This window comes from Stutzerimonas stutzeri, assembly GCF_013522825.1.
Taxonomy (GTDB): Bacteria; Pseudomonadota; Gammaproteobacteria; order Pseudomonadales; family Pseudomonadaceae; genus Stutzerimonas; species Stutzerimonas stutzeri_AK.
This window is the reverse complement of sequence record NZ_JAAMQZ010000018.1, coordinates 45495-69078: the sequence shown is the minus strand read 5'-3', so window position 1 is coordinate 69078 and position 23584 is coordinate 45495. Positions and strand designations below refer to the sequence as shown.

At 63.8% G+C, this 23584-nt stretch carries 20 protein-coding genes; 15 read left to right on the top strand and 5 right to left on the bottom strand.

Annotated elements, in window-relative coordinates:
- Positions 1 to 157: 157 nt before the first annotated feature.
- Complete coding sequence (locus tag G7020_RS13025) at positions 158 to 997, top strand: bifunctional allantoicase/(S)-ureidoglycine aminohydrolase (protein ID WP_181085042.1); 840 nt, start codon at positions 158 to 160, stop codon at positions 995 to 997.
- Positions 998 to 1114: 117 nt separating this feature from the next.
- Complete coding sequence (locus tag G7020_RS13020; protein WP_181085040.1) at positions 1115 to 2470, top strand: 8-oxoguanine deaminase; 1356 nt, start codon at positions 1115 to 1117, stop codon at positions 2468 to 2470.
- Between the two features lie 29 nt (positions 2471 to 2499).
- Here the strand turns inward: G7020_RS13020 and G7020_RS13015 are convergent, their stop codons facing one another.
- Positions 2500 to 3396: a LysR family transcriptional regulator gene (locus tag G7020_RS13015; protein ID WP_181085038.1), complete on the bottom strand. Its 897-nt coding sequence runs from the start codon at positions 3394 to 3396 to the stop codon at positions 2500 to 2502.
- A gap of 85 nt (positions 3397 to 3481) precedes the next feature.
- Here G7020_RS13015 and G7020_RS13010 point away from each other — a divergent pair, with 85 nt between their 5' ends.
- From G7020_RS13010 to guaD, 5 genes are all read left to right on the top strand, one after another.
- Positions 3482 to 4231, top strand: a complete 750-nt coding sequence (locus G7020_RS13010) for a sulfite exporter TauE/SafE family protein (RefSeq protein ID WP_181085036.1) — start codon at positions 3482 to 3484, stop codon at positions 4229 to 4231.
- A 217-nt stretch (positions 4232 to 4448) separates the two neighbouring features.
- Complete coding sequence (gene xdhA, locus G7020_RS13005; protein ID WP_181085034.1) at positions 4449 to 5906, top strand: xanthine dehydrogenase small subunit; 1458 nt, start codon at positions 4449 to 4451, stop codon at positions 5904 to 5906.
- Positions 5899 to 8298: a xanthine dehydrogenase molybdopterin binding subunit gene (gene xdhB, locus G7020_RS13000; RefSeq protein ID WP_181085032.1), complete on the top strand. Its 2400-nt coding sequence runs from the start codon at positions 5899 to 5901 to the stop codon at positions 8296 to 8298. The genes xdhA and xdhB overlap by 8 nt, the downstream gene beginning before the upstream one ends.
- Before the next feature lie 144 nt (positions 8299 to 8442).
- Positions 8443 to 9303: a xanthine dehydrogenase accessory protein XdhC gene (xdhC, locus tag G7020_RS12995; protein ID WP_181085030.1), complete on the top strand. Its 861-nt coding sequence runs from the start codon at positions 8443 to 8445 to the stop codon at positions 9301 to 9303.
- Positions 9304 to 9443: 140 nt separating this feature from the next.
- Positions 9444 to 10748 carry a guanine deaminase gene (gene guaD, locus G7020_RS12990; RefSeq protein ID WP_181085028.1) on the top strand — a complete coding sequence of 435 codons (1305 nt, stop codon included), beginning with the start codon at positions 9444 to 9446 and terminating at the stop codon, positions 10746 to 10748.
- Positions 10749 to 10850: 102 nt separating this feature from the next.
- Here the strand turns inward: guaD and G7020_RS12985 are convergent, their stop codons facing one another.
- Positions 10851 to 11606, bottom strand: a complete 756-nt coding sequence (locus G7020_RS12985) for a GntR family transcriptional regulator (RefSeq protein ID WP_014853710.1) — start codon at positions 11604 to 11606, stop codon at positions 10851 to 10853.
- A gap of 367 nt (positions 11607 to 11973) precedes the next feature.
- Here G7020_RS12985 and G7020_RS12980 point away from each other — a divergent pair, with 367 nt between their 5' ends.
- Positions 11974 to 13320: an NCS2 family permease gene (locus tag G7020_RS12980; protein ID WP_181085096.1), complete on the top strand. Its 1347-nt coding sequence runs from the start codon at positions 11974 to 11976 to the stop codon at positions 13318 to 13320.
- Between the two features lie 76 nt (positions 13321 to 13396).
- Here G7020_RS12980 and G7020_RS12975 read toward each other — a convergent pair whose 3' ends face one another.
- Both G7020_RS12975 and G7020_RS12970 read right to left on the bottom strand, forming a co-directional pair.
- Positions 13397 to 14374 (bottom strand): cation diffusion facilitator family transporter, encoded by a 978-nt coding sequence (locus G7020_RS12975; RefSeq protein WP_181085026.1) that lies wholly within the window; start codon positions 14372 to 14374, stop codon positions 13397 to 13399.
- A gap of 105 nt (positions 14375 to 14479) precedes the next feature.
- On the bottom strand, positions 14480 to 14830 hold the full coding sequence (locus G7020_RS12970) for an ArsR/SmtB family transcription factor (RefSeq protein ID WP_181085024.1): 351 nt from the start codon (positions 14828 to 14830) through the stop codon (positions 14480 to 14482).
- A gap of 110 nt (positions 14831 to 14940) precedes the next feature.
- Between G7020_RS12970 and G7020_RS12965 the strand changes: the two genes are divergently transcribed.
- Together G7020_RS12965 and cueR are read left to right on the top strand one after the other, a co-directional pair.
- Positions 14941 to 17433: a heavy metal translocating P-type ATPase gene (locus G7020_RS12965; RefSeq protein ID WP_181085022.1), complete on the top strand. Its 2493-nt coding sequence runs from the start codon at positions 14941 to 14943 to the stop codon at positions 17431 to 17433.
- Positions 17434 to 17448: 15 nt separating this feature from the next.
- Positions 17449 to 17919 carry a Cu(I)-responsive transcriptional regulator gene (gene cueR / locus G7020_RS12960; RefSeq protein ID WP_181085020.1) on the top strand — a complete coding sequence of 157 codons (471 nt, stop codon included), beginning with the start codon at positions 17449 to 17451 and terminating at the stop codon, positions 17917 to 17919.
- 184 nt (positions 17920 to 18103) lie between these two features.
- Here cueR and uraH read toward each other — a convergent pair whose 3' ends face one another.
- Positions 18104 to 18457 (bottom strand): hydroxyisourate hydrolase, encoded by a 354-nt coding sequence (uraH, locus tag G7020_RS12955; protein ID WP_181085018.1) that lies wholly within the window; start codon positions 18455 to 18457, stop codon positions 18104 to 18106.
- Between the two features lie 354 nt (positions 18458 to 18811).
- Between uraH and puuE the strand changes: the two genes are divergently transcribed.
- From puuE to G7020_RS12930, 5 genes are all read left to right on the top strand, one after another.
- A complete protein-coding gene (puuE, locus tag G7020_RS12950) occupies positions 18812 to 19741 on the top strand; it encodes an allantoinase PuuE (RefSeq protein ID WP_181085016.1) in 930 nt (309 codons plus the stop codon).
- Positions 19738 to 20253 (top strand): 2-oxo-4-hydroxy-4-carboxy-5-ureidoimidazoline decarboxylase, encoded by a 516-nt coding sequence (gene uraD / locus G7020_RS12945; protein WP_181085014.1) that lies wholly within the window; start codon positions 19738 to 19740, stop codon positions 20251 to 20253. The genes puuE and uraD overlap by 4 nt, the downstream gene beginning before the upstream one ends.
- A gap of 35 nt (positions 20254 to 20288) precedes the next feature.
- Complete coding sequence (locus G7020_RS12940; RefSeq protein ID WP_181085012.1) at positions 20289 to 20798, top strand: ureidoglycolate lyase; 510 nt, start codon at positions 20289 to 20291, stop codon at positions 20796 to 20798.
- A gap of 80 nt (positions 20799 to 20878) precedes the next feature.
- Positions 20879 to 22114 (top strand): urate hydroxylase PuuD, encoded by a 1236-nt coding sequence (locus G7020_RS12935; protein WP_181085010.1) that lies wholly within the window; start codon positions 20879 to 20881, stop codon positions 22112 to 22114.
- A 484-nt stretch (positions 22115 to 22598) separates the two neighbouring features.
- Positions 22599 to 23390, top strand: a complete 792-nt coding sequence (locus G7020_RS12930) for an outer membrane protein OmpK (RefSeq protein ID WP_181085008.1) — start codon at positions 22599 to 22601, stop codon at positions 23388 to 23390.
- Positions 23391 to 23584: the final 194 nt, after the last annotated feature.

Here is a 23584-nt window from a genome sequence, read left to right as displayed (position 1 = left end):
CGCCTGCAAATTGGATACAATCTCTAGATACAACCTACAATCATGTATACAATGCACAGGCAGCTCCTCTACCAGCCGCTCGCAAACCCCGCCAGTCAGCCGATCTCACGCTCTGGCGCACTAACGACCGGCAACAACAACCGATGACGGGAGTTATATGGCAAACACCAAGTACTATGCCCCCACGGGCGGGCATCCGGCGCAGACCGAACTGCTGACCGACCGCGCAATGTTCACCGAGGCCTATGCCGTCATTCCCAAAGGCGTGATGCGTGACATCGTCACCAGCCATCTGCCGTTCTGGGACAACATGCGTATGTGGGTTCTCTCCCGTCCGCTGTCCGGCTTCTCCGAGACCTTTTCCCAGTACATCGTGGAACTGGCCGACGGCGGCGGCAGCGACAAGCCCGAGCTCGACAAGAACGCCGAAGGCGTCCTGTTCGTCGTCGACGGCGAGTTCACTCTGACGCTCGAGGGCAGCACCCACGAACTGCGCCCCGGCAGCTATGCGTTCATCCCGCCGGCAGCGGAGTGGAAGGTGCGCAACAACAGCGGCCAGCCCGCCCGCTTCCACTGGATTCGCAAGTACTACCAGGCCGTCGACGGGCTGGCGCATCCGCAAGCCTTCATCACCAACGAGCAGGACATCGAGCCGATCCCGATGCCGGGTACCAATGGCGCGTGGGTGACCACCCGCTTCGTCGACATGAGCGACATGCGCCATGACATGCACGTGAATATCGTGACCTTCGAGCCGGGCGGCGTCATTCCCTTCGCCGAAACCCACGTGATGGAACACGGCCTGTACGTGCTGGAAGGCAAGGCGGTGTATCGCCTGAACCAGGACTGGGTCGAGGTGGAGGCCGGCGACTATATGTGGCTGCGCGCCTTCTGCCCGCAAGCCTGCTACTCCGGCGGCCCTGGCAAGTTCCGCTATTTGCTGTACAAGGATGTGAACCGTCATATGGACCTTGGGAAATACAACCACCGGTCCTAAGCAAAACAGTCGCCCCACTGCGGGGCGACTCCCCCATGCGCTTGGCGCCCCTGGATCAGCAGACAGGGCATAACTGAGCTGGCTTTTCTGAACCCATCATTTCAGGAGGAGCCGGCAATGGCCGCTACCCGTACTTGGATCAAGAATCCCCTCGCCCTCTTCACCGCCAACGATCAGGACGCTTCCGGCGGGCTGGTCATCGAAAACGGCGTCATCAGCGAACTGCTCGCTGCCGGCCAGGCGCCCACCGCACCGGTGAACAGCATCTTCGACGCCCGCGAGCACGTGGTGCTGCCGGGCCTGATCAACACTCATCATCACTTCTACCAGACGCTCACCCGTGCCTGGGGCCCGGTGGTCAACCAGCCGCTGTTTCCCTGGCTGAAGACGCTCTACCCGGTCTGGGCGCGGCTGACGCCGGAAAAACTCGAACTGGCGAGCAAGGTCGCGCTGGCCGAGCTGCTGCTGTCCGGCTGCACCACCGCGGCCGATCACCACTATCTGTTCCCCGAAGGGCTGGAAGAAGCCATCGACGTACAGGTTCAGGCCGTGCGCGAGCTGGGCATGCGCGCCATGCTGACACGCGGCTCGATGAGCCTGGGCGAGGCCGATGGCGGCCTGCCACCGCAACAGACGGTGCAGGAAGCCGAAGTGATCCTGGCCGACAGCGAGCGGCTGATCGGTTGCTACCACGAGCGCGGCGCCGGTGCGCAGATCCAGATCGCCCTGGCGCCCTGCTCGCCCTTCTCGGTCACGCCGGAGATCATGCGCGCCAGCGCCGCCATGGCCGAGCGCCTGGACGTGCGCCTGCACACCCATCTGGCGGAAACCCTCGACGAGGAAGACTTCTGCCTGGAGCGCTTCGGCCTGCGCACCGTGGATTATCTCGACAGCGTCGGCTGGCTGTCCGACCGCACCTGGCTGGCCCACGGCATCCATTTCAATGCCGATGAAATCGCCCGCCTCGGCCAGGCCGGCACCGGCATCTGCCATTGCCCCAGTTCCAACATGCGGCTGGCGTCCGGCATCTGTCCGACCCTGGAGCTGGAAGCAGCGGGCGCGCCCATCGGCCTGGGCGTCGATGGCTCGGCCTCCAACGACGCCTCCAACATGATCCTCGAAGCACGCCAGGCGCTGTATCTGCAGCGCCTGCGCTACGGCGCCGAGAAGATCACCCCGGAGCTTGCGCTGGGCTGGGCCACGAAGGGCTCGGCGCGACTGCTGGGTCGCGATGACCTCGGCGAGCTGGCGGTCGGCAAGCAGGCGGATCTGGCCCTGTTCAAGCTGGACGAACTGCGTTTCTCCGGCAGCCATGATCCGCTCTCGGCGCTGCTGCTCTGCGGCGCGGACCGCGCCGACCGGGTGATGGTCGGTGGTCGCTGGCAAGTGATCGACGGCCAGATCGAGGGCCTGGATGTGGCCGGACTGATCGCCGATCATCGCCAGGCGGCGGCTCGCCTGATCAACGGTTGATCGTCGGTCGGCATTCGCCTGGACGCTGACTACGGCCCAGCCACCTCCCGCCCCAGATGCAGCAGCAGGCTCTGCATCGGGGCGGACAGCGCCGACCAGTCCCGGTAGCACAGGCATAGCCGACGACGGCTCCAGCTGTCCATGATCGGACGTATGCGGTAGGCGTGGCGCCCTTGGTAGCGTTTGGCGACGCCCTGGGGCAGGATGCTCACGCCGATGCCGTGCGACACCATTTCACAGATCCCTTCGTAGGTATGCATGCGAATGCGCACGGCCAGCGTACGACCGGCAACGCGCGCGTGATCGTCGAGGTGGCCGTGCAGGGCGCTGCCCGTGGCGAGCCCGACGAAAGGCTCGCCGAGGATGTCGGCGAAGGCGACGCTGCGGCGGCTCGCCAGGCGGTGGCCGGTGGGCGCGATCAGTACCAGGCGATCCTCGGCGACCGCCTGCCGGATCAGGCCGGGCGCCTCGACGGCGTCGGAAACGATACCGGCTTCGACCAACCCTGCATTGATGGTGCGGACGATTTCCACGCTGGTCCGCTCCTTCAGATCCACGTGCAGGTGCGGACGGCTGGCAAGCCAGGGGGCGAGCTTGCGTGGCAGGTATTCGGTGAGCGCCGCGGTGTTGGCATACAGGTGGAGCGTGCCCCGCGCGCCAGCGGCGAAATCGCGCAGCTCCCCCTTGAGCAGGGCTTGCTGGTGCAGGATCAGCCGCGCATGGTGCGCCAGGGCTTCGCCGGCCTCGGTGGTCACCACGCCGCGAGCATGACGTTGCAGCAGCGGGACGCCGGCGTCCGCCTCGATATTGCGCAGCCGCTCGCTCGCCGAAGCCAGCGCCAGGTTCGCCCGGGCGGCGCCGTGGGTGATGCTGCCGGCATCGGCGATGCAGAGAAACAGCTGCAGGTCCGCCAGGTCGAGCCGCATGAAGCCCCCTACCCTTCGGATTCGCCGAAGGCTTGCGCGAGAAAACCGCATTGTGCCCGAGGGCTCAAGCAGGTCCAATGCCGGCATGAACGAACTTTCGCCTTTTCTCTTCGCCCTGATCGCCTGCACCTTCGTCGCCGCCGGGCTGGTCAAGGGCGTCACCGGCATGGGCCTGCCCACCGTGGCCATGGGGCTGCTGGGTGCGGTGATGACGCCAGCCACTGCCGCCGCCATGCTGGTCATTCCGTCGCTGGTGACCAATCTGTGGCAGCTCTTCGCCGGGCCGGCGCTGGCGCCCTTGCTGCGGCGCCTGTGGCCGATGATGGCGGGGATCGTCCTGGGCACCGTGGCCGGGGCTGCGCTGCTGGCACGGGTGGCCCCGCTCATGTCGGGTCTGGCGCTGGGCATCGCCCTGGTGGTCTACGCCGGTTATGCGCTGGTTTCGCCGGCACTGCAGGTCCCCGCTCGCATCGAGCCGTGGCTGTCGCCGCTGGTCGGCCTGGTCACGGGGCTGGTGACCGGCGCCACCGGGGTGTTCGTGATACCTGCCGTGCCTTACCTGCAGGCCCTGCGGCTGGACAAGGAGGAGCTGATCCAGGCCCTGGGCCTGTCGTTCACCGTCTCCACGCTGTCGCTCGCCTCCGGCCTGGCGCTGCACGATGCCTTTCACATCGGCCAGCTCGGCCTGTCCACGCTGGCCATCGTGCCCGCTCTCGCCGGCATGTGGCTGGGGCAGCGCATCAGGGCGCGAATCAGCCCGAGGGTGTTCCGCACCTGCTTCCTGTCGTTCCTGCTGCTGTTGGGGCTCGAACTGGCAACGCGACCACTGCGCTAGGCATCCAGCGCCCGGCAGCAGCGGACAAGCCGGCGACGCCAAAGCGCTCTGGACGGTCTTTACTGCAGACATACACCACCAGCGAGGGAGCAAGCCCCCCTCAGGAAGGTGCGCCTGTCGGTCGCATTGACTTCCTGGACAGCTATTTCTTGACCTAAAAGTCAGATAAGGCTAGTTTCTACCGCCAGAGCCCAGAACAAGAAACCCAGGAGGCCCCGTGATCCAGTTCCTACTCAATCGAGAGCTGCGCAGCGAGCAGACTCTCGACCCCAACACCACGGTACTGCAGTACCTGCGCGAGCACCGTGGCAAGACCGGCACCAAGGAAGGCTGCGCCTCCGGCGACTGCGGTGCCTGCACCGTAGTGGTAGGCGAGCTGGTTGGCGACACGCTGCGTTATCGCACGCTCAACTCCTGCCTGACCTTCGTCTCAGCCTTGCACGGCAAGCAGCTGATCGTCGTCGAAGACCTGAAGGATCAGGGCCAGCTGCACAGTGTTCAGCAGGCGATGGTCGACTGCCATGGTTCGCAGTGTGGTTTCTGCACGCCGGGCTTCGTCATGAGCCTGTTCGCCCTGCAGAAGAATCGGGCCGCGTCAGGCGCCGTCAACGAATACGATTCGGCCCAGACCCACGAAGCCCTGGCCGGCAACCTCTGTCGCTGCACCGGCTACCGACCGATCCTCGAAGCTGCTGAACAGGCCTGCGACGGCAAGCAGCCGGATCAGTTCGATGCCCGCGAAGCCGAAACCATCGCCCAGCTGAAAGCCATCGAACCACACGAAACCGCAGAGCTGAACAATGGCGACAAGCGCTGCCTGTCGCCGCTGACGGTGGCGGACCTGGCCGAGATCTACAGCGCCAACCCGGACGCCCGCCTGCTGGCCGGCGGCACCGATCTCGCGCTGGAAGTCACCCAGTTCCACCGCGAACTGCCGGTGATGATCTATGTCGGCCATATCGCCGAAATGAAGCAGGTCGAAGTCAGCGACAGCCACATCGAGCTTGGCGCGGCCACCGCCCTGACCGACTGCTACGAAGCGCTGGCTGCCGAATACCCCGATTTCGGCGAGCTGCTGCACCGCTTCGCATCCTTGCAGATCCGCAACCAGGGCACCCTGGGCGGCAACATCGGCAACGCCTCGCCCATCGGTGACTCGCCGCCATTGCTGATCGCCCTTGGCGCCCAGGTGGTGCTGCGCAAGGGCGAACGCAGCCGCACCCTGCCGCTGCAGGATTACTTCATCGACTACAAGGTCACCGCCCGCGAACCCGGCGAATTCATCGAGAAGGTTCTCGTCCCGCGCGCCCGGCCGGAGCAGATATTCCGCGCCTACAAGGTGTCCAAACGTCTGGACGACGACATTTCCGCGGTATGCGCGGCCTTCGATCTGAGCGTCGAGAACGGCGTGATTGCCGATGCCCGCGTCGCCTTCGGCGGCATGGCGGCGATTCCGAAGCGGGCGGTGGCCTGTGAGGGCGCGCTGATCGGCGCGTCCTTCACCCTGGAGACGGCCGAACGCGCCTGCGAGGCTCTGGCCCAGGACTTCACGCCTCTGACCGACTTCCGCGCCAGCCGCGAGTACCGCCTGCTGGTTGCACAGAACCTGCTACGCAAGTGCTTCCTGGAACAGCACGCACCGAAAACCGAAACGAGGGTGACCGCTTATGTCTAACCACAGCCTTGTACGAAGCCAGGAAGAAATCGCCGCCCTGTTCAAGCAGGACCTGGTCACTGGCGTCGGTCGCAGCGTCAAACACGACAGCGCGGACAAGCACGTTTCCGGTGAAGCGGTATACGTCGACGACCGCCTGGAGTTCCCCAACCAACTGCACGTCTATGCCCGCATGAGCGACCGCGCCCATGCCCGCATCGTCAGCATCGATACCTCGCCCTGCTATCAGGTTCCGGGCGTGGCCATCGTCATCACCGCCGAAGACGTGCCCGGTCAGCTGGACATTGGTCCGGTGGTCGCCGGCGACCCGCTGCTGGCGGACGGCAAGGTCGAGTACATTGGCCAGCCGGTAATCGCCGTCGCCGCCGACAGCCTGGAAACCGCGCGCAAGGCCGCCATGGCCGCGATCATCGAATACGAGGACCTGGAGCCGGTGCTCGACGTAGTCGAGGCGCTGCGCAAGCAGCATTTCGTGCTCGACAGCCACACCCACAAGCGCGGCGACTCCGCCGGCGCACTGGCGAGCGCACCGCGCCGCCTGCAGGGCACGCTGCATATCGGCGGCCAGGAGCACTTCTACCTGGAGACGCAGATTTCCTCGGTGATGCCCACCGAAGACGGCGGCATGATCGTCTACACCTCGACGCAGAACCCCACCGAGGTGCAGAAACTGGTGGCCGAGGTGCTGGGCGTTTCGATGAACAAGATCGTCATCGACATGCGCCGCATGGGCGGTGGCTTCGGCGGCAAGGAAACCCAGGCCGCCGGCCCGGCCTGCATATGTGCGGTGATCGCCCACCTGACCGGTCGCCCGACCAAGATGCGCCTGCCGCGCATGGAAGACATGACCATGACCGGCAAGCGTCACCCCTTCTACGTCGAATACGACGTGGGCTTCGACGACGACGGCCTGCTGCACGGCATCCAGATCGACCTGGCCGGCAACTGCGGCTACTCGCCGGACCTGTCGGGCTCCATCGTCGACCGCGCCATGTTCCACTCCGACAACGCCTATTACCTGGGCGATGCCACCATCCACGGTCATCGCTGCAAGACCAACATGGCGTCGAATACCGCCTACCGCGGCTTCGGCGGTCCGCAGGGCATGGTCGCCATCGAGGAGATCATGGATGCGGTCTCGCGCGAGCTGGGCAAGGACCCGCTGGAGGTGCGCAAGCGCAACTACTACGGCAAGACCGAGCGCAACGTCACGCCCTACTACCAGACCGTCGAGCACAACATGCTCGACGAGATGACCGCCGAACTGGAGGCCAGCAGCGAATACGCCAAGCGCCGCGAGGAAATCCGTGCGTTCAACGCCAGCAGCCCGATCCTGAAGAAGGGCCTGTCGCTGACGCCGGTGAAGTTCGGCATCAGCTTCACGGCAAGCTTCCTCAACCAGGCCGGCGCGCTGGTGCACGTCTACACCGACGGCAGCATTCACCTGAACCACGGCGGCACCGAAATGGGCCAGGGCCTGAACATCAAGGTCGCGCAGGTGGTGGCCGAGGTGTTCCAGGTGGATATCGAGCGCATCCAGATCACCGCCACCAACACCGACAAGGTGCCCAACACCTCGCCGACGGCAGCCAGCAGCGGCGCCGACCTCAACGGCAAGGCCGCGCAGAACGCGGCGCAGACGATCAAGCAGCGTCTGGTCGAATTCGCCGCGCGGCACTACAACGTCACCGAGGAAGACGTCCAGTTCAAGAACGGCCAGGTGCGCATCCGCGATCGCTTCGTCGCCTTCGAGGAGCTGATCCAGCAGGCCTATTTCGGCCAGGTGTCGCTGTCCGCGACCGGTTTCTACCGCACGCCGAAGATCTACTACGACCGCGACCAGGCACGCGGCCGGCCCTTCTACTACTTCGCCTACGGCGCGGCCTGCTCGGAAGTGATCGTCGACACCCTGACCGGCGAATACCGGATGCTGCGCAGCGACATCCTGCACGACGTCGGCGCCTCGCTGAACCCGGCCATCGATATCGGCCAGGTGGAAGGCGGCTTCGTCCAGGGCATGGGCTGGCTGACCATGGAAGAGCTGGTGTGGAACGACAAGGGCAAGCTGATGACCAGCGGCCCGGCCAGCTACAAGGTGCCGGCAGTGGCCGACATGCCGCTGGACCTGCGGGTCAAGCTGGTGGAAAACCGCAAGAATCCCGAGGACACGGTGTTCCATTCCAAGGCCGTCGGCGAGCCGCCGTTCATGCTCGGCATCTCGGTCTGGTGCGCGATCAAGGACGCCGTGGCGAGCCTCGCGGACTACAAGGTGCAGCCGAAGATCGATGCGCCGGCAACGCCGGAGCGGGTGCTCTGGGGCGTCGAGCAGATGCGCAAGCTGAAGCAACAGGCAGCCCCCATAGTCGAACCCGTGGTGGAAACCGCGCACTGACCTGTAGGAGCGAGGGGGACGCCTAGTCATTGTTCGCGAAGCTTTTTGACGCAACGCCTCAGCAGTCGGCGAGCGCATTTTCGCGAGCAAGCTCGCTCCTACAAGAGCAATCGCATGCCTTCAGGCACAACGAAGGACAGAACCATGAGCAACACGGTCTGGATCAACGCCCTCGCCGAGCTGCAGCAGCAAGGCGAACCCTGCGTGCTGGTGACCATCATCGAGGAGCGCGGCTCGACGCCGCGCAATGCCGGCTCGAAGATGGTGGTCAGCCGTGAGCGGCTGTACGACACCATCGGCGGCGGCCACCTGGAATACAAGGCACAGGCCATCGCCCGCGAAATGTTGGAAAACCGCGTACGTGAAACCCGCCTGGAGCGCTTCTCCCTCGGCGCCAGCCTGGGCCAATGCTGCGGTGGCGCCACGGTGCTGCTGTTCGAACCCATGGGCCAACCGCAGGCGCACATCGCCGTGTTCGGCGCCGGCCACGTCGGCCGTGCGCTGGTGCCGCTACTGGCCAGCCTGCCGTGCAAGGTGCGCTGGATCGACTCGCGCGAGAGCGAGTTCCCCGCGCAGATCCCCGCTGGCGTGGAAAAGGTGGTCAACGACGAGGTGGTCGACGAAGTGGAGAACATGCCCGCCGGCAGCTACTTCATCGTCATGACGCATAATCACCAGCTGGATCTCGAGCTGACCGCGGCGATCCTCTCGCGCGGCGATTTCACCTACTACGGCCTGATCGGCTCGAAGAGCAAGCGCGCCAAGTTCGAACACCGCCTGCGCGACCGCGGCTTCCAGCCGGAAACCGTGCAACGCATGCGCTGCCCGATGGGCATCGCCGAAGTGAAGGGCAAGCTGCCGGTGGAGATCGCGGTGTCCATCGCCGGCGAGGTGATCGCCATCTACAACGCGCATTTCGGTGAGAGGGGCGGTGAGAAAAGTGCGGACGGAGAAAAGCCTGTACCGATGCTGGTGCCCGCCGCGCGCCGTTCTCAAACAGGCTAATCGCGCCGCCATTCTTCTGTGGGAGGCCCGCCCTCGGGCCGAACGTTCAGCCTCGGCGAGCCGATGGCCCGTTTCGGCACGAGGGCGCGCCTCCCACAATGTTGCCCGCAGCACTCAACACAACGATTCCGAGAACCATCATGTCCCAGATCAAAGCCTATCGTGCCGCCCTGCTCCACTGCCTCGCCGACCCCCGCGAAGTGGGTATCGAGGCGTCCCATGAGTATTTCGAAGACGGCCTGCTGGTGGTCGAAGACGGCAAGGTGGTCCGCAACGGCCACGCCGCCGACCTGCTGTCCACCCTGCCGGCCGGCACCGAGGTGATCGAGTACAAGGATGCGCTGATCACCCCCGGCTTCATCGACACCCATATCCACTACCCGCAGACCGGCATGATCGCCTCCTATGGCGAACAGCTGCTCGACTGGCTCGACACCTACACCTTCCCCACCGAGCGCGCCTTCGCCGACAAGGTCCATGCCGGCGAGGTCGCCCAGGTGTTCCTGCGCGAACTGCTGCGCAACGGCACCACCACCGCGCTGGTGTTCGGCAGCGTGCACAAGGAATCGGTGGATGCCTTCTTCGAGCAGGCGCACAAGCTCGACCTGCGGATGATCGCCGGCAAGGTGCTGATGGACCGCAATGCGCCGGACTACCTCACCGACACCGCCGAATCCGGCTACGCCGACAGCAAGGAGCTGATCGAGCGCTGGCACGGCAAGGGCCGCCTGCACTACGCCGTCACCCCGCGCTTCGCCCCGACCAGCACGCCGGAGCAACTGGCGCTGGCCGGCAAGCTGTTCCAGGAATACCCGGACCTCTACATGCATACCCACCTCTCCGAGAACCGCAAGGAGATCGAATGGGTGCGCGAGCTGTTCCCCGAGCGCAAGGGCTACCTGGACGTCTACGACCACCACGGCCTGATCGGCGCGCGCTCGGTGTTCGCCCACGGCGTGCACCTGTGCGACGACGAATGCCAGCGCCTCGGCGAAACCGGCTCGGCGGTGGCCTTCTGCCCCACCTCCAACCTGTTCCTGGGCAGCGGCCTGTTCGATCTGGAGAAGGTGGAAGGCTTTGGCGTGCGCGTTGGTCTGGGTACCGACGTTGGCGCCGGCACCAGCTTCTCCCAGCTGCAATCGCTGAACGAGGCCTACAAGGTGATGCAGCTGCAGGGCAAGAAGCTGGACCCGTTCAAATCGCTGTACCTGGCCACCCTGGGCGGCGCCCGCGCGCTCTATCTGGACGACCGGATCGGCAGCCTGCAGCCGGGCAAGGACGCGGATTTCGTGGTGCTTGACTACAAGGCCACGCCACTGATCGAGTACCGCCTGAGCCAGGCGCGCAGCCTGGAAGAGCGCCTCTTCGCCCTGATGATCCTCGGCGACGACCGCGCCGTGAAAGAAACCTACGCCGCCGGCGTCTCGGTGCACCGCAAGGCGTAAAGCCATTCCGTAAGGTGGAAAACCCGCGAAGCGATTTTCCACCGGCGTGCTTCGCTCTGGCAGCATCGGCGTGGATGGCTTCGGCCATCCACCCTACGGCCCTCAGCGCTTCTTCGCAGCCTTTCCCGCCTTCCCCAGGATGTGCGAAAACACCGCGTGCAAATCATCCGAGGCGCTGTCTTCGTCGAGGTTGAGCTTGCTGTCGACATGATCCATGTGATGCATCATCAGGCTCACGGCCTTGTCGCTGTCGCGCGCGGCGATGGCGTCGATCAGCTGGTTGTGTTCGTCATAGGAGCAATGAGAGCGGTTGCCGCTTTCGTACTGGGCGATGATCAGCGAGGTCTGGGAGACCAGGCTGCGCTGGAAACTCACCAAGGGGGCGTTCTTGGCCATCTCGGCCAGTTTCAGGTGGAACTCGCCCGACAGGCGAATGCCAGCGCCCCGGTCGCCGCGGGCAAAGCAGGCCTGTTCGTCGATCACCATCTGCCGCAGTTCGGCGAGCTGTTCGTCGCTGGCGTGCTGCACCGCCAGCTCGGTGATCGCCCGCTCCACCAGGCGCCGTGCGAAGAATATCTGCCGAGCCTCCTCGACGCTCGGGCAGGCCACCACCGCGCCACGGTTGGGCCGTAACAACACCACCCCTTCATGAGCCAACCGCGACAGCGCACGCCGGATGATGGTGCGGCTCACTCCGAAGATTTCCCCCAGCGCTTCTTCGCTGAGTTTGGTGCCCGGCGCCAGGCGCTGCTCGAGAATCGCATCGAAGATATGGGCGTAGACGATGTCGTCCTGTGTCCCGGTACGCACCTTGCCGTTTCGGGTCGGCTTTTTCAGAGGCTGCAGCTGTTCGTTCATGATGGCTCGCATCGAGGTTTCGGCAGAGCGAACTTTACTTCGTTTCAGCCACTGACTGGAGTAGCCATTGGTTATAGAACCTAATTTATTCGTCAGGATTGTGCACAAACCAGACATCAACCCCCCATCAATGCCACGTTTGCTCCCGGTATTGCTCGATCCGCGCACGTCATGCGTCGCATTGACGCAGTTAAAGAAAGTGTATGAACAAAACATGGTTGCTTTTCTTGTATACAAAAGCATAATCGCCCAAGGCCTTCCTGACCTCGAAGTCAAAAACGAGACAGAATGAGCCCCTCAGCATCACCTGCCTCGAGAGTTTTCCCGACTCTGGGTGAACGACAACAAGAACGATGAGGAATACCCCTTGGAAAGCACCAAGCAAGAACCACATACCCTTGCCGTGCAGCCGGAAAAACCCGGGCTGCTCGATCGATTCTTCAAACTCAGCGAACACCGCACCAGCATCAAAACGGAACTGCTCGCCGGCCTGACGACCTTCGTCACCATGGCCTATATCATCTTCGTCAACCCCAACATCATGGCCGAGGCCGGTATCGACCACGGCGCAGCCTTCGTCGCGACCTGCGTCGGGGCCGCGCTGGGCTGCATGCTCATGGGTCTGTACGCGAACTGGCCGGTGGGCCTCGCGCCGGGCATGGGCCTGAACGCCTTCTTCACCTACACGGTGGTCGGCGAGATGGGCTACAGCTGGGAAATCGCGCTGGGCGCGGTGTTCCTCTCGGGCGTGCTGTTCATGATCATGAGCCTGTCACGGCTGCGCGAGTGGCTGCTCAACAGCATCCCAATGAGCCTGCGCTTCGCCATGGGCGCCGGGGTCGGGCTGTTCCTCGGGCTGATCGGTCTGAAGACCGCCGGTATCGTCGTCGACAACCCTGCCACACTATTGTCCATGGGCTCATTCAGCGAGCCCAACGCCCTGCTGGCAGCAATCTGTTTCCTGATGATCGCCGTGCTCAGTCATCGCAACGTGTTCGGTGCGATCCTGTTCAGCATGCTCGCCGTCACCGGCGTCGGCCTGGCCATGGGCCTGGTCGAGTACAACGGACTGGTATCGATGCCGCCGAGCCTGGCGCCGACCTTCCTGGCCATGGACGTTGCCGGGGCTTTCAACATCGCGATGATCAGCGTCATCCTGGCGTTCCTGTTCGTCAACATGTTCGACACCGCCGGCACGCTGATGGGCGTCGCGCACCGGGCGAACCTGGTGGATGAGGATGGCAAGATCCAGAACCTGTCCCGCGCGTTGAAGGCCGACAGTACTTCCAGTGTCGTCGGCGCCTTCGTCGGTTGCCCGCCGGTCACCAGCTACGTGGAGAGCGCCTCGGGCGTGGCCGCCGGTGGCCGCACCGGGCTCACCGCCATCACCGTCGGTCTGCTGTTCCTGGCCGCCATGTTCTTCGCCCCGCTGGCCGGGATGATTCCCGCCTACGCCACCGCCGGTGCGTTGATCTACGTCGCGATGCTGATGATGAGCGGCATGGCGCATATCGACTGGAAGGACCACACCGACACCATCCCGGCGATCGTTACCGTGGTGATGATGCCGTTGACCTTCTCCATCGCCAACGGCATCGCCCTGGGCTTCCTGACCTACGCGACGCTGAAGCTGCTGACCGGCCAGGCCAGCAAGGTTTCGGTAAGCCTCTACGTACTGTGCATCGTGTTCATCGCCAAGTTCGCCTTCCTCTGATCAGGAAGCGCAGCCGGCAAACGAAGCCCCCGACGCCTTTGCGTCGGGGGCTTCGTTTTTGGACAGGGAAACAGGCTCAATGCCTGTGGCCTTCAGCCGAATGATCATGACCGGGACACCCGGCAGTCCGTTGCAGGCTGCAATGTGGCCCGCCCTCCTCCGAGTTCCAGTCGATCGCGACGGTGGCATGCTCGATGCCGAACTGCTCCCGTAGCGCCTGCTCGACGAGCCTGACCACCGCCTTCGCTTCCTCGTCCAGGTGCGGGCGTACGTGCAGCGTGGCCATCGTCCGCCCGGAAGTGAGTTGCCATACATGTACATGGCTGACAGCCGCCAGGCCTGCAACGGAATCCAGCAGGCCACGCGCCACCTTTTCCGGCGACGCCTCCTCGGGTGCGCCTTCCAGCAGGATGTGCAGCGACTTGGCCAGCAGTTTCCAGGCGCTGCGCAGGATCAGTACCGCCACGACCACCGACAGGATGGGATCGATCGGCGCCCAGCCCGTGAAGTAGATGACGGCCGCGGCGACGATGGCACCGACCGAGCCCAGAAGATCACCCATCACGTGCAGGATGGCGCCTTTCACATTGACGTGGTCGGTCTCGCCGCGAGTCATGATCCACAGCACCAGCAGGTTCACCAGCAAGCCGAGCACGGCAACGATCATCATCGGCCCGGCCAGGATCACCGGGGGTGCCGACAGGCGCTGCCACGCTTCATAGACGATCCAAGCGACGATGCCGAACAGCGTCACGGCATTCAGGAAACCGGCAATGACCTCGAAGCGCAGATAGCCGAAAGTGCGCTTGCTGTCAGCGGCGCGCCGACCGAAGCGGAAGGCGGCATAGGCCAGGGCCAGCGCTGCCGCATCGGTCAGCATGTGGCCCGCGTCGGCCAGCAGTGCCAGCGAACCGGACAGCACGCCGCCGACCGCCTCCACCACCATGAAGGTGAAGATCAGGAAGAAGGACAGGAGGACCTTACGCTCGTTGGCGCTGGTCACGGTCGGCGTGTGGTCGTGGTGACCATGATGATGCGAGTGAGAGCGGGACATCTGAGCCTCGGACAGTCGGTTGCATATGCAGCAACCATAACACATGAACATATATTCATATGTTTTTTTAAAAAACAACCCTGCGCCTCTTGAACTGGCTGCAGGCTATTCTTCGCCACGGTCCTCGGCGATGTGGCTGGCCATGTCCAGCAGCACCTGGCTCACATGGCTGTCGTCGACCTCGTAGAAGATATGCTTGGCATGGCGCACGCCCTTGACCAGGCGGGCGCCGCGAAGCAGTCGCAGATGGTGACTGACCAGCGATTGCGAGAGATCCAGGCTCTCGGCGATGTCGCCAACCGGAGAGGAGCCCTGCATGCAGCGCAGCATGATCCTCAGGCGCGAGGGATCGCCCAGGAGGCGAAAGGTCTCGGCAAGGATGGTCACATCATTCTGTGACAGGGAAGCCAGGTCGACACTTTCACCATGGGCGTCACCCCGTTTGTTGGAAGACATATCTGGAAAGCCCTGCCCTTTCGCCGTTAAAGAACGCACAGTACTTGACCTTCCCACGATGGCAAGGCCTAGCTTGTCGCCATCTCGAATACAACCAATGGGAACGAACCATGAGCACGTCAAACACAAGTGATGTTCGTGCCACCACATCCATCAGTCTGCCCATCGAAGGCATGACCTGCGCCAGCTGTGTCGGTCGTGTCGAAGCGGCCCTGGCCAGGATCGAAGGCGTGGACAGTGTATCCGTCAACCTGGCCACCGAACGAGCGGACATTCGCCTGGCGGGTCCCGTCGATCGCATGGCGCTGGTCCGGGCGGTCGAAAAGGTCGGCTACGACGTGCCCGCCAATACCGTCGAGCTGGCGATCGAGGGCATGACCTGCGCCTCCTGCGTGGGCCGTGTCGAGCGGGCACTCAAGGCGGTGCCCGGCGTCGCGGAAGCCACGGTGAACCTGGCGACCGAACGGGCCAGGGTGCGTGGCGTGGTGGCCGTGGAGGATCTGCTCGCCGCTGTCGGCAAGGTTGGCTACGAGGCCCGCGCTGTCGATAGCGCCGCGCAGGCCGACGACCAGGCTGCGGAAAAGAAGGACGCCGAACGGGTCGAACTCAAGCGCGACCTGATCCTGGCCACGCTGCTGGCACTGCCGGTGTTCGTGCTCGAAATGGGCTCGCACATGATTCCCGGCATGCACGAGTGGGTCATGGCGACCATCGGCCTTCAGCAGAGCTGGTATCTGCAGTTCGCGCTGACGCTGTTGGTACTGGTCATTCCCGGCCGGCGTTTCTATCAGAAGGGCTTCCCCGCCCTGGTACGCCTGGCGCCGGACATGAACTCGCTGGTCGCCGTCGGTACCGCTGCCGCGTTCGGCTATTCGCTGGTCGCCACCTTCGCTCCCGGCCTGCTGCCAGCCGGTACGGTGAACGTCTACTACGAGGCGGCGGCTGTCATCGTCGCGCTGATCCTGCTGGGGCGCTTCCTCGAGGCCCGCGCCAAGGGGCGCACCTCCGAAGCCATCAAGCGCCTGGTCGGGCTGCAGGCCAAGGTGGCGCATGTCGTGCGCGAGGGCCGCACCGTGGACATCCCGATCACCGAGGTAGTCCTGGGCGACCTCGTTGAAGTACGCCCCGGCGAACGGGTGCCGGTCGATGGCGAAGTGACCGAGGGCGGCAGCTTCGTCGACGAGTCGATGATCACCGGCGAGCCGATTCCCGTGGAGAAGCGCGCCGGCAGCACGCTGGTCGGCGGCACCGTCAACCAGAACGGCGCCCTGACGCTGCGCGCCACCGCCGTGGGCGGGCAGACCATGCTGGCGCAGATCATCCGGCTGGTCGAACAGGCCCAGGGCTCCAAGCTGCCGATCCAGGCCGTGGTGGACAAGGTGACGCTGTGGTTCGTGCCCGCGGTCATGCTGGCGGCGGCGCTGACCTTCCTGGTCTGGCTGGTCTTCGGACCGTCGCCAGCGCTGACCTTTGCCCTGGTCAACGCGGTAGCCGTACTCATCATCGCCTGCCCCTGCGCCATGGGGCTGGCGACACCGACCTCGATCATGGTCGGCACCGGCCGGGGCGCCGAAATGGGCGTGCTGTTCCGCAAGGGCGAGGCGCTGCAACTGCTCAAGGACGCTCGGGTGGTGGCCGTGGACAAGACCGGCACGCTGACCGAAGGCCGCCCGGTGCTGACCGACCTGGAGATCGCCGAAGGCTTCGACCGCGACCAAGTGCTGGCCAAGGTCGCCGCCGTGGAAGCGCGTTCGGAACATCCGATCGCCCGTGCCATCGTCGAGGCTGCCGAGCAAACGGCTATCGAGCTGCCGCTGATGACCGGTTTCGAGTCGGTCACCGGCATGGGCGTGCGTGCCAACGTGGATGGCGTGCGCGTCGAAGTCGGCGCTGACCGCTTCATGCGTGAACTGGGCCTGGACGTTGGCGGCTTCGCCGGGACGGCCAAACGCCTGGGCGGCGAAGGCAAGTCGCCGCTGTATGCCGCCATCGAGGGCCGGCTGGCCGCCATCGTCGCGGTCGCCGACCCGATCAAGCCCAGCACCCCCGCCGCCATCGCCGCGCTGCACCAGCTGGGCCTGAAGGTGGCGATGATCACCGGCGACAACGCGCACACGGCACAGGCCATCGCCCGGCAACTGGGCATCGATGAGGTCGTGGCCGAAGTGCTGCCCGAGGGCAAGGTGGAAGCGGTGCGCCGGTTGAAAGCGGCTCACGGCCAGATCGCCTTCGTCGGCGACGGCATCAACGACGCGCCGGCGCTGGCCGCAGCCGACGTGGGGCTGGCGATCGGCACCGGCACCGACGTGGCGGTGGAATCCGCCGACGTGGTGCTGATGTCCGGCAACCTGCAGGGTGTGCCCAACGCCATCGCGCTGTCCAAGGCCACCCTCGGCAACATCCGCCAGAACCTGTTCTGGGCCTTTGGCTACAACACAGCGCTGATTCCACTGGCCGCGGGTGTGCTATACCCGGCCTACGGACTGCTGCTGTCGCCCATCTTCGCGGCAGGTGCGATGGCGCTGTCCAGTGTGTTCGTCCTGGGCAATGCGCTACGGCTGCGGCGTTTCCAGCCACCGCTGGCAGCGGATACCGCCCATTGAGCGAGGAGAATCGCCATGAACATCGGTGAAGCATCCAAGGCATCCAGGGTCTCACCCAAGATGATCCGCTACTACGAGCAGATCGGCCTGACGCCACCGGCGGACCGGACCGACTCGGGCTATCGCGCCTACACCCAGGCCGACATCCACCGTCTGCACTTCATCCGTCGTGCCCGCGATCTCGGCTTCTCGGTGGCCGAGATCGGCAACCTGCTGGGTCTGTGGAAGGATAAGTCGCGTCAGAGCGCGGACGTCAAGCGCCTGGCCCAGGAGCATATCGCCGAACTGGAGCGCCGCATGGATAACATGCGACAGATGGCGGAGACGCTGAAAACCCTGGTCAGTTGCTGCGCGGGGGATGAGCGACCGGACTGCCCGATCCTGGACGGGCTGCAGCAGCCGGACGACGCCCCTGGCGCCAGCGTGAAACGCACCGGCGCCGTGGCTCGCCGTACACATGGCGATAAGGCAGCCGGCGCAGAATAGTTCAGCTCACGGGCTACCCAGGTGGTTCGGCAGTTCGTGAGGACATCCTGCGCACCCGGACAGCGCCCCCGGCGCTGAGCCCGCAAGCAAAAATGCTCCAGGCACTCCTGATAAAAAAACACCCGCCTTGAGGGCGGGTGGCAGGCTCACGAATGGAGCCATCAGAGCATGGTTCGGGTCGTTGTCAGCTGCCGCGATAAGTCGAGTAGCTGTACGGAGAGATCAGCAGAGGCACGTGGTAATGGTCCTGCTCGGCGCTGATGCCGAAGCGCAGCACCACCACGTCGAGGAAGGCCGGCTCGGCCAGCTGCACGCCGCGCGCGCGGTAGTAATCGCCAGCACTGAATTGCAGCTGATAGACGCCGGAGCGGTACTCGTCGCCTTCCAGCAATGGCGCATCGCAGCGCCCGTCGGCATTGGTCTGCCGGCTGGCAACCAGCTCCAGGCCGGCGTCCTCGACGCGATAAAGTTCGATCTTGATGTCGCTGCCCGGACAGCCGTGCGCGGCGTCCAGCACATGAGTAGTCAAACGTCCCATAGATTTCCGGCGTTGCAGCGAAGTCCCTCTGCAGGCGCCTGCCTCCTCTTGTCGATGTTGTGGGTCTGGCAGGAGCATAGCATGCACGCAACCATATAAAAGACAGTTTCGATTAAAATTGTACACAGTTTTTGATCTGTCTTTTTTGCCTGCCCAGAATATCCGCTGTACGCGGGCTTTTACGCATTTACAGGGGCGTTTCCGGGACCGCTTTCTCCCCCGGAAACGCCATCCATCATTTTTTCTCAGGGTTTTGATTTACAAACCTCAAAAGCTTTTGTATACAATAATCCCATACGGTCGCATGCCATCCCGTCCCCGACGACCTCGCATCTCACCAAGGAAAAACAATAAATGAGCGCCGACTACCCTCGTGACCTCATCGGCTATGCCGGCAACCCTCCCCATCCACACTGGCCTGGCAACGCCCGCATCGCGCTGTCTTTCGTGCTGAACTACGAAGAAGGCGGTGAGCGCTGCGTACTGCACGGCGATAAGGAATCCGAAGCCTTTCTGTCCGAGATGGTGGCCGCACAACCGCTACAGAGCGTGCGTCACATGAGCATGGAATCGCTTTACGAATATGGCAGCCGCGCCGGCGTCTGGCGCCTGCTCAAGCTGTTCAAGAAGCACGACATCCCGCTGACGATCTTCGCCGTTGCGATGGCCGCACAACGCCATCCGCAGGTGATCGAGGCGATGGTCGCCGATGGCCACGAGATCTGCAGCCACGGCTATCGCTGGATCGACTACCAGTACATGGACGAGGAGCAGGAGCGCGAGCACATGCTCGAGGCCATCCGCATCCTCACCGAACTCACCGGCGAGCGCCCGCTGGGCTGGTACACCGGCCGCACCGGGCCGAACACGCGCCGGCTGGTGCGCGAGGAAGGTGGCTTCCTCTACGACTGCGACACCTACGACGACGACCTGCCCTACTGGGACCCGGCCAGCACGCCGGAGCAGCCGCACCTGGTGATCCCCTACACCCTGGACACCAACGATATGCGCTTCACCCAGGTCCAGGGCTTCAACAGCGGCGACGACTTCTACACCTACCTCAAGGACGCCTTCGACGTGCTCTACGCCGAGGGCGCCGAAGCGCCGAAGATGCTCACCATCGGCATGCATTGCCGGCTGCTGGGCCGCCCCGCCCGTATGGCCGCGCTGCAGCGCTTCATCGAATACGTACAAAGCCATGAGCAGGTCTGGTTCGCCCGCCGCGTCGATATCGCCCGCCACTGGCACGCCACCCACCCGTTCACCCAGGAGAGCGCGAAATGAGCCGCTTCCAGACGATCACGCCGTCCAGCCTCGACCGCGACGCCTTCGTCGCCACCTTCGCCGACATCTACGAGCACTCGCCGTGGGTCGCCGAACAGGCCTATGACCAGGGCGTCGACGAAAGCCTCGACGACATCGAGACGCTCCATCGGCGCATGTCCGAGATTCTGCTGAACGCCCCGCGCGAAACCCAGCTGGCACTGATCAACGCCCACCCGGACCTCGCCGGCAAGGCCGCCGTACGCGGCGAGCTGACCGCCTCCAGCACCTCGGAACAGGCCGGCGCCGGCATCCATGAATGCACCGCCGAGGAGTTCGCCCGCTTCACCGAACTCAACGAAGCCTACAAGGACAGGTTCGGCTTCATCTTCATCATGGCGGTCAAGGGCAGCAATCGGCACCAGATCCTCGCCGCGTTCGAGGAGCGCCTGCACAACACCCCCGAGCAGGAATTCGACCGTGCCGTGAGCGAGATCAACAAGATCGCCCTGTTCCGCCTGCAGGCGATGTAAGCCTGCCTTCGAATAACGATAGTGAGACCCCAGCCATGCGCACACTCAAGATAGAGCCGTTGACCAAGGAAGCCTTCGCCCCGTTCGGTGATGTGATCGAGACCGAAGGCAGCGAGTTCTTCATGATCAACAACGGTTCCACCCGCCGCTACCACAAGCTGGCGACGGTCGAGACCGCGCAGCCTGAAGACCAGGCGATCATCAGCATTTTCGCAGCCGAGATGCTGGAAATGCCGCGCGTGATCCAGATGCTGGAACGTCATCCGCTGGGCAGCCAGGCTTTCATCCCGCTGCTCGGCAACCCCTTTCTGGTCGTGGTCGCGCCCGCTGGCGATGCACCTGTACCGGGTAATGTCCGTGCCTTCCGCAGCAACGGCAGGCAGGGCGTCAACTACCACCGCGGCGTCTGGCACCACCCGGTGCTGACGATCGAAAAGCGGGATGAATTCCTGGTGGTCGATCGCAGCGGTTCTGGCAACAACTGCGACGAGCATTTCTTCAGCGAGGATGAGCTGTTCCTCGACCCCCACCGGGACTCGGAGTGAGCGCCGCACTGGCCGCTCGCGACGAGTCGAATAACAAGAAACAACGGTCGGTTCGCCGGCCGCGCAAGAGGTAAATAATCGTGGACGCACATCTCACCGAATGGCTGAACCTGGGTATTCGCTGGATTCACATGATCGTCGGCATCGCCTGGATCGGTGCCTCGTTCTACTTCGTCTGGCTGGAAAACAACCTCAACCGCGCCAACCCCCGAGAAGGCCTGTCGGGCGACCTCTGGGCGATTCACGGCGGCGGTATCTACCACCTGGAAAAGTACAAGCTGGCCCCGCCGCAGATGCCGGAGAACCTGCACTGGTTCAAATGGGAGGCCTATACCACCTGGCTGTCGGGCGTCGCCCTGCTGATGGTGGTCTACTACCTCAACCCCAGTCTCTACCTGGTCCTGCCAGGCAGCGGCCTCTCTCCCGCCGCAGCAGTGGCCATCGGTTTCGGCTCGCTGATCGTCGGCTGGTTCATCTACGACCTGCTCTGTGACTCGCCACTGGGCAAGACGCCGGCGCTGCTCGGCCTGGTCCTGTTCGTGCTGGTGATCGCCGCCTGCTGGGGCTATTCGCAGATCTTCAGCGGTCGCGCCGCCTACATCCATACCGGCGCACTGATCGGCACCATCATGGTCGGCAACGTGTTCCGCATCATCATGCCGGCCCAGCGCGCGCTGGTGGCGGCCATCGAGCAGAACCGCACGCCAGACCCGCTGCTGCCGGCCAAGGGCCTGCTGCGCTCGCGCCACAACAACTACTTCACCCTGCCGGTGCTGTTCATCATGATCAGCAACCACTTCCCGAGCACCTACGGCAGTGAGTACAACTGGCTGATCCTGGCGGCACTCGGTGCGCTGTCGGTACTGGTCCGTCACTACTTCAACACTCGCCACGACAGCAACCGCTTCGCCTGGGCACTGCCAGCGGCAGCGGTCGGCATGGTGTGCCTGGCCTTCGTGCTCTCGCCGAACCGCCAGCCCGTTCCGCAGAACCTGGCACCGACCACTCCGGAGCAGGCGAGCATCAGCGAGCAAAAGAGCGGCGCGACAGACCACAACGAGTTCAACAAGGTCAGCAGCGTCATTGAAGAGCGTTGCACCGTCTGCCATTCGGCAACCCCCACCAGCCCACTGTTCAGCGCAGCGCCGGCTGGGGTGATGTTCGATACCCCCGAACAGATCCAGCAGATGGCCGCCAAGATCCATGCACAGACCATTGCCAGTCAGATCATGCCGCTGGGCAACATCACCCAGATGACCCAGGAAGAGCGTGACCTGCTGGCCAACTGGATCGCACAGGGGGCGCAGATCAACTGAGGCCTGACCTGCGCTGGCAGCCCCGCGATCCGCCAGCAGCACCGAAAGCGCTTCGCGGTTTCCATGCTACGAACTGCAGCCCGCCACGTGCGGGCTGTCTGTTATCGGCTGGCAGCTCCTGGCTGATCACCAGCTCCAAAAATTGTGCACAATAATAAAATTATTTGTTTTGCAATGTGTCTACAATTGCTATAGTCAAAATAGCTGACCGCCCGGACAACATCCGGACGGATCAGACTGCAGTCCTGAAGCCCATGACCGAACAATAAATACCAGGCAGGCTGAACCATGTGCGCAAGCGAATTCAGGAGTCTCATGGCTCCCACGTCATCAGCGACAACAAGACCGGGCTTCCAGCGAGCCGATGTCTGCGCCTCGAACGAGCCCATTGTCCGATCAGCCTGATCCCGCCCCCTTTCAACGCGGCATGTGACTGCGCGCTGAAATTACCGTCAAACCACAATAAAAAACCAAGGGTATCCAGATGAACTTCAAACTCGCTCCGCTCTCCCTCGCCCTGGCCGGCAGTCTGCTCGCCGCACCGGCCTTCGCCGAAATGCACTGGCAGAACAACAGCCTGACCTACCTTTACGGCAAGGATTTCAAGGTCGATGCCGGGGCCATCCAACAGACCATCACTTTCGAGCACGCCAGCGGCTGGAGCTGGGGCGACATGTTCCTGTTTGTCGATAACAAGTGGTACAACGGCCTGTCCGGCGGCGAAGGCCATACCTATTACGGCGAGTTCGCCCCGCGCCTGTCGCTCGGCAAGATTTCGGGGGCGGACATGTCGTTCGGTCCGGTCAAGGATGTGCTGGTTGCGGCTACCTATGAGCGCGGCGAGGGTGGCAATCAGATCTACCTTCTTGGCCCAGGCTTCGATCTGGATGCGCCCGGCTTCGATCGCCTGGCCTTTAACTTCTATTACCGCAAACCGGACGGCAGCACCGGCAAGCCTTCCGGCCAGTGGCAGGTCACGCCGACCTGGGCGATTACCATTCCGGTGGGCAAATCCGACATTCTCTTCGACGGTTACATCGACTGGGTGGTCAACGATGCGGGCTCCAAGAGCCGGGGTGATTTCGTGTCGAAGAACCTGCACATCAACCCACAGGTCAAGTACGACCTGGGCAAGGCGCTGGACATGACCCCGGGCAAGCTCTACGTGGGTATCGAATACGATTACTGGTCCGACAAATACGGCCTGGAAGACGGCTCCCTGCCGTTCAAGACCGATCAGAACACCTTCAGTGCGATCGTCAAGGCGCACTTTTAAGCGAATCGACAGCGCCGGGCAGACGGTGCAGGTTGTTGGAAGGTGGCGCTTGCGCCACCTTTTTTATTTGCGGCCACCCGTGCCAGAGCTTCGTTTGCGAAGCCTCCCTGCAACCAAGCCGACAGGTTGTAGCTGTGAAGCAAAGACTGCTTCCAGTATCGGGCACCGCCTCGACGCAGGCTGCGCTCCACGCA

Excerpts from the sequence above, each read along its gene's own strand:
- G7020_RS12940 (WP_181085012.1), top strand. The coding sequence starts at position 20,289 with ATGCGCACACTCAAGATAGAGCCGTTGACCAAGGAAGCCTTCGCCCCG.
- G7020_RS13025 (WP_181085042.1), top strand. The coding sequence starts at position 158 with ATGGCAAACACCAAGTACTATGCCCCCACGGGCGGGCATCCGGCGCAG.
- G7020_RS12930 (WP_181085008.1), top strand. The coding sequence starts at position 22,599 with ATGAACTTCAAACTCGCTCCGCTCTCCCTCGCCCTGGCCGGCAGTCTG.
- G7020_RS12965 (WP_181085022.1), top strand. The coding sequence starts at position 14,941 with ATGAGCACGTCAAACACAAGTGATGTTCGTGCCACCACATCCATCAGT.
- xdhC (WP_181085030.1), top strand. The coding sequence starts at position 8,443 with ATGAGCAACACGGTCTGGATCAACGCCCTCGCCGAGCTGCAGCAGCAA.
- G7020_RS12985 (WP_014853710.1), bottom strand. The coding sequence starts at position 11,606 with ATGAACGAACAGCTGCAGCCTCTGAAAAAGCCGACCCGAAACGGCAAG.
- xdhB (WP_181085032.1), top strand. The coding sequence starts at position 5,899 with ATGTCTAACCACAGCCTTGTACGAAGCCAGGAAGAAATCGCCGCCCTG.
- G7020_RS13010 (WP_181085036.1), top strand. The coding sequence starts at position 3,482 with ATGAACGAACTTTCGCCTTTTCTCTTCGCCCTGATCGCCTGCACCTTC.
- G7020_RS13020 (WP_181085040.1), top strand. The coding sequence starts at position 1,115 with ATGGCCGCTACCCGTACTTGGATCAAGAATCCCCTCGCCCTCTTCACC.
- puuE (WP_181085016.1), top strand. The coding sequence starts at position 18,812 with ATGAGCGCCGACTACCCTCGTGACCTCATCGGCTATGCCGGCAACCCT.
- G7020_RS12975 (WP_181085026.1), bottom strand. The coding sequence starts at position 14,374 with ATGTCCCGCTCTCACTCGCATCATCATGGTCACCACGACCACACGCCG.
- uraH (WP_181085018.1), bottom strand. The coding sequence starts at position 18,457 with ATGGGACGTTTGACTACTCATGTGCTGGACGCCGCGCACGGCTGTCCG.
- cueR (WP_181085020.1), top strand. The coding sequence starts at position 17,449 with ATGAACATCGGTGAAGCATCCAAGGCATCCAGGGTCTCACCCAAGATG.
- uraD (WP_181085014.1), top strand. The coding sequence starts at position 19,738 with ATGAGCCGCTTCCAGACGATCACGCCGTCCAGCCTCGACCGCGACGCC.
- G7020_RS12970 (WP_181085024.1), bottom strand. The coding sequence starts at position 14,830 with ATGTCTTCCAACAAACGGGGTGACGCCCATGGTGAAAGTGTCGACCTG.
- guaD (WP_181085028.1), top strand. The coding sequence starts at position 9,444 with ATGTCCCAGATCAAAGCCTATCGTGCCGCCCTGCTCCACTGCCTCGCC.
- G7020_RS13015 (WP_181085038.1), bottom strand. The coding sequence starts at position 3,396 with ATGCGGCTCGACCTGGCGGACCTGCAGCTGTTTCTCTGCATCGCCGAT.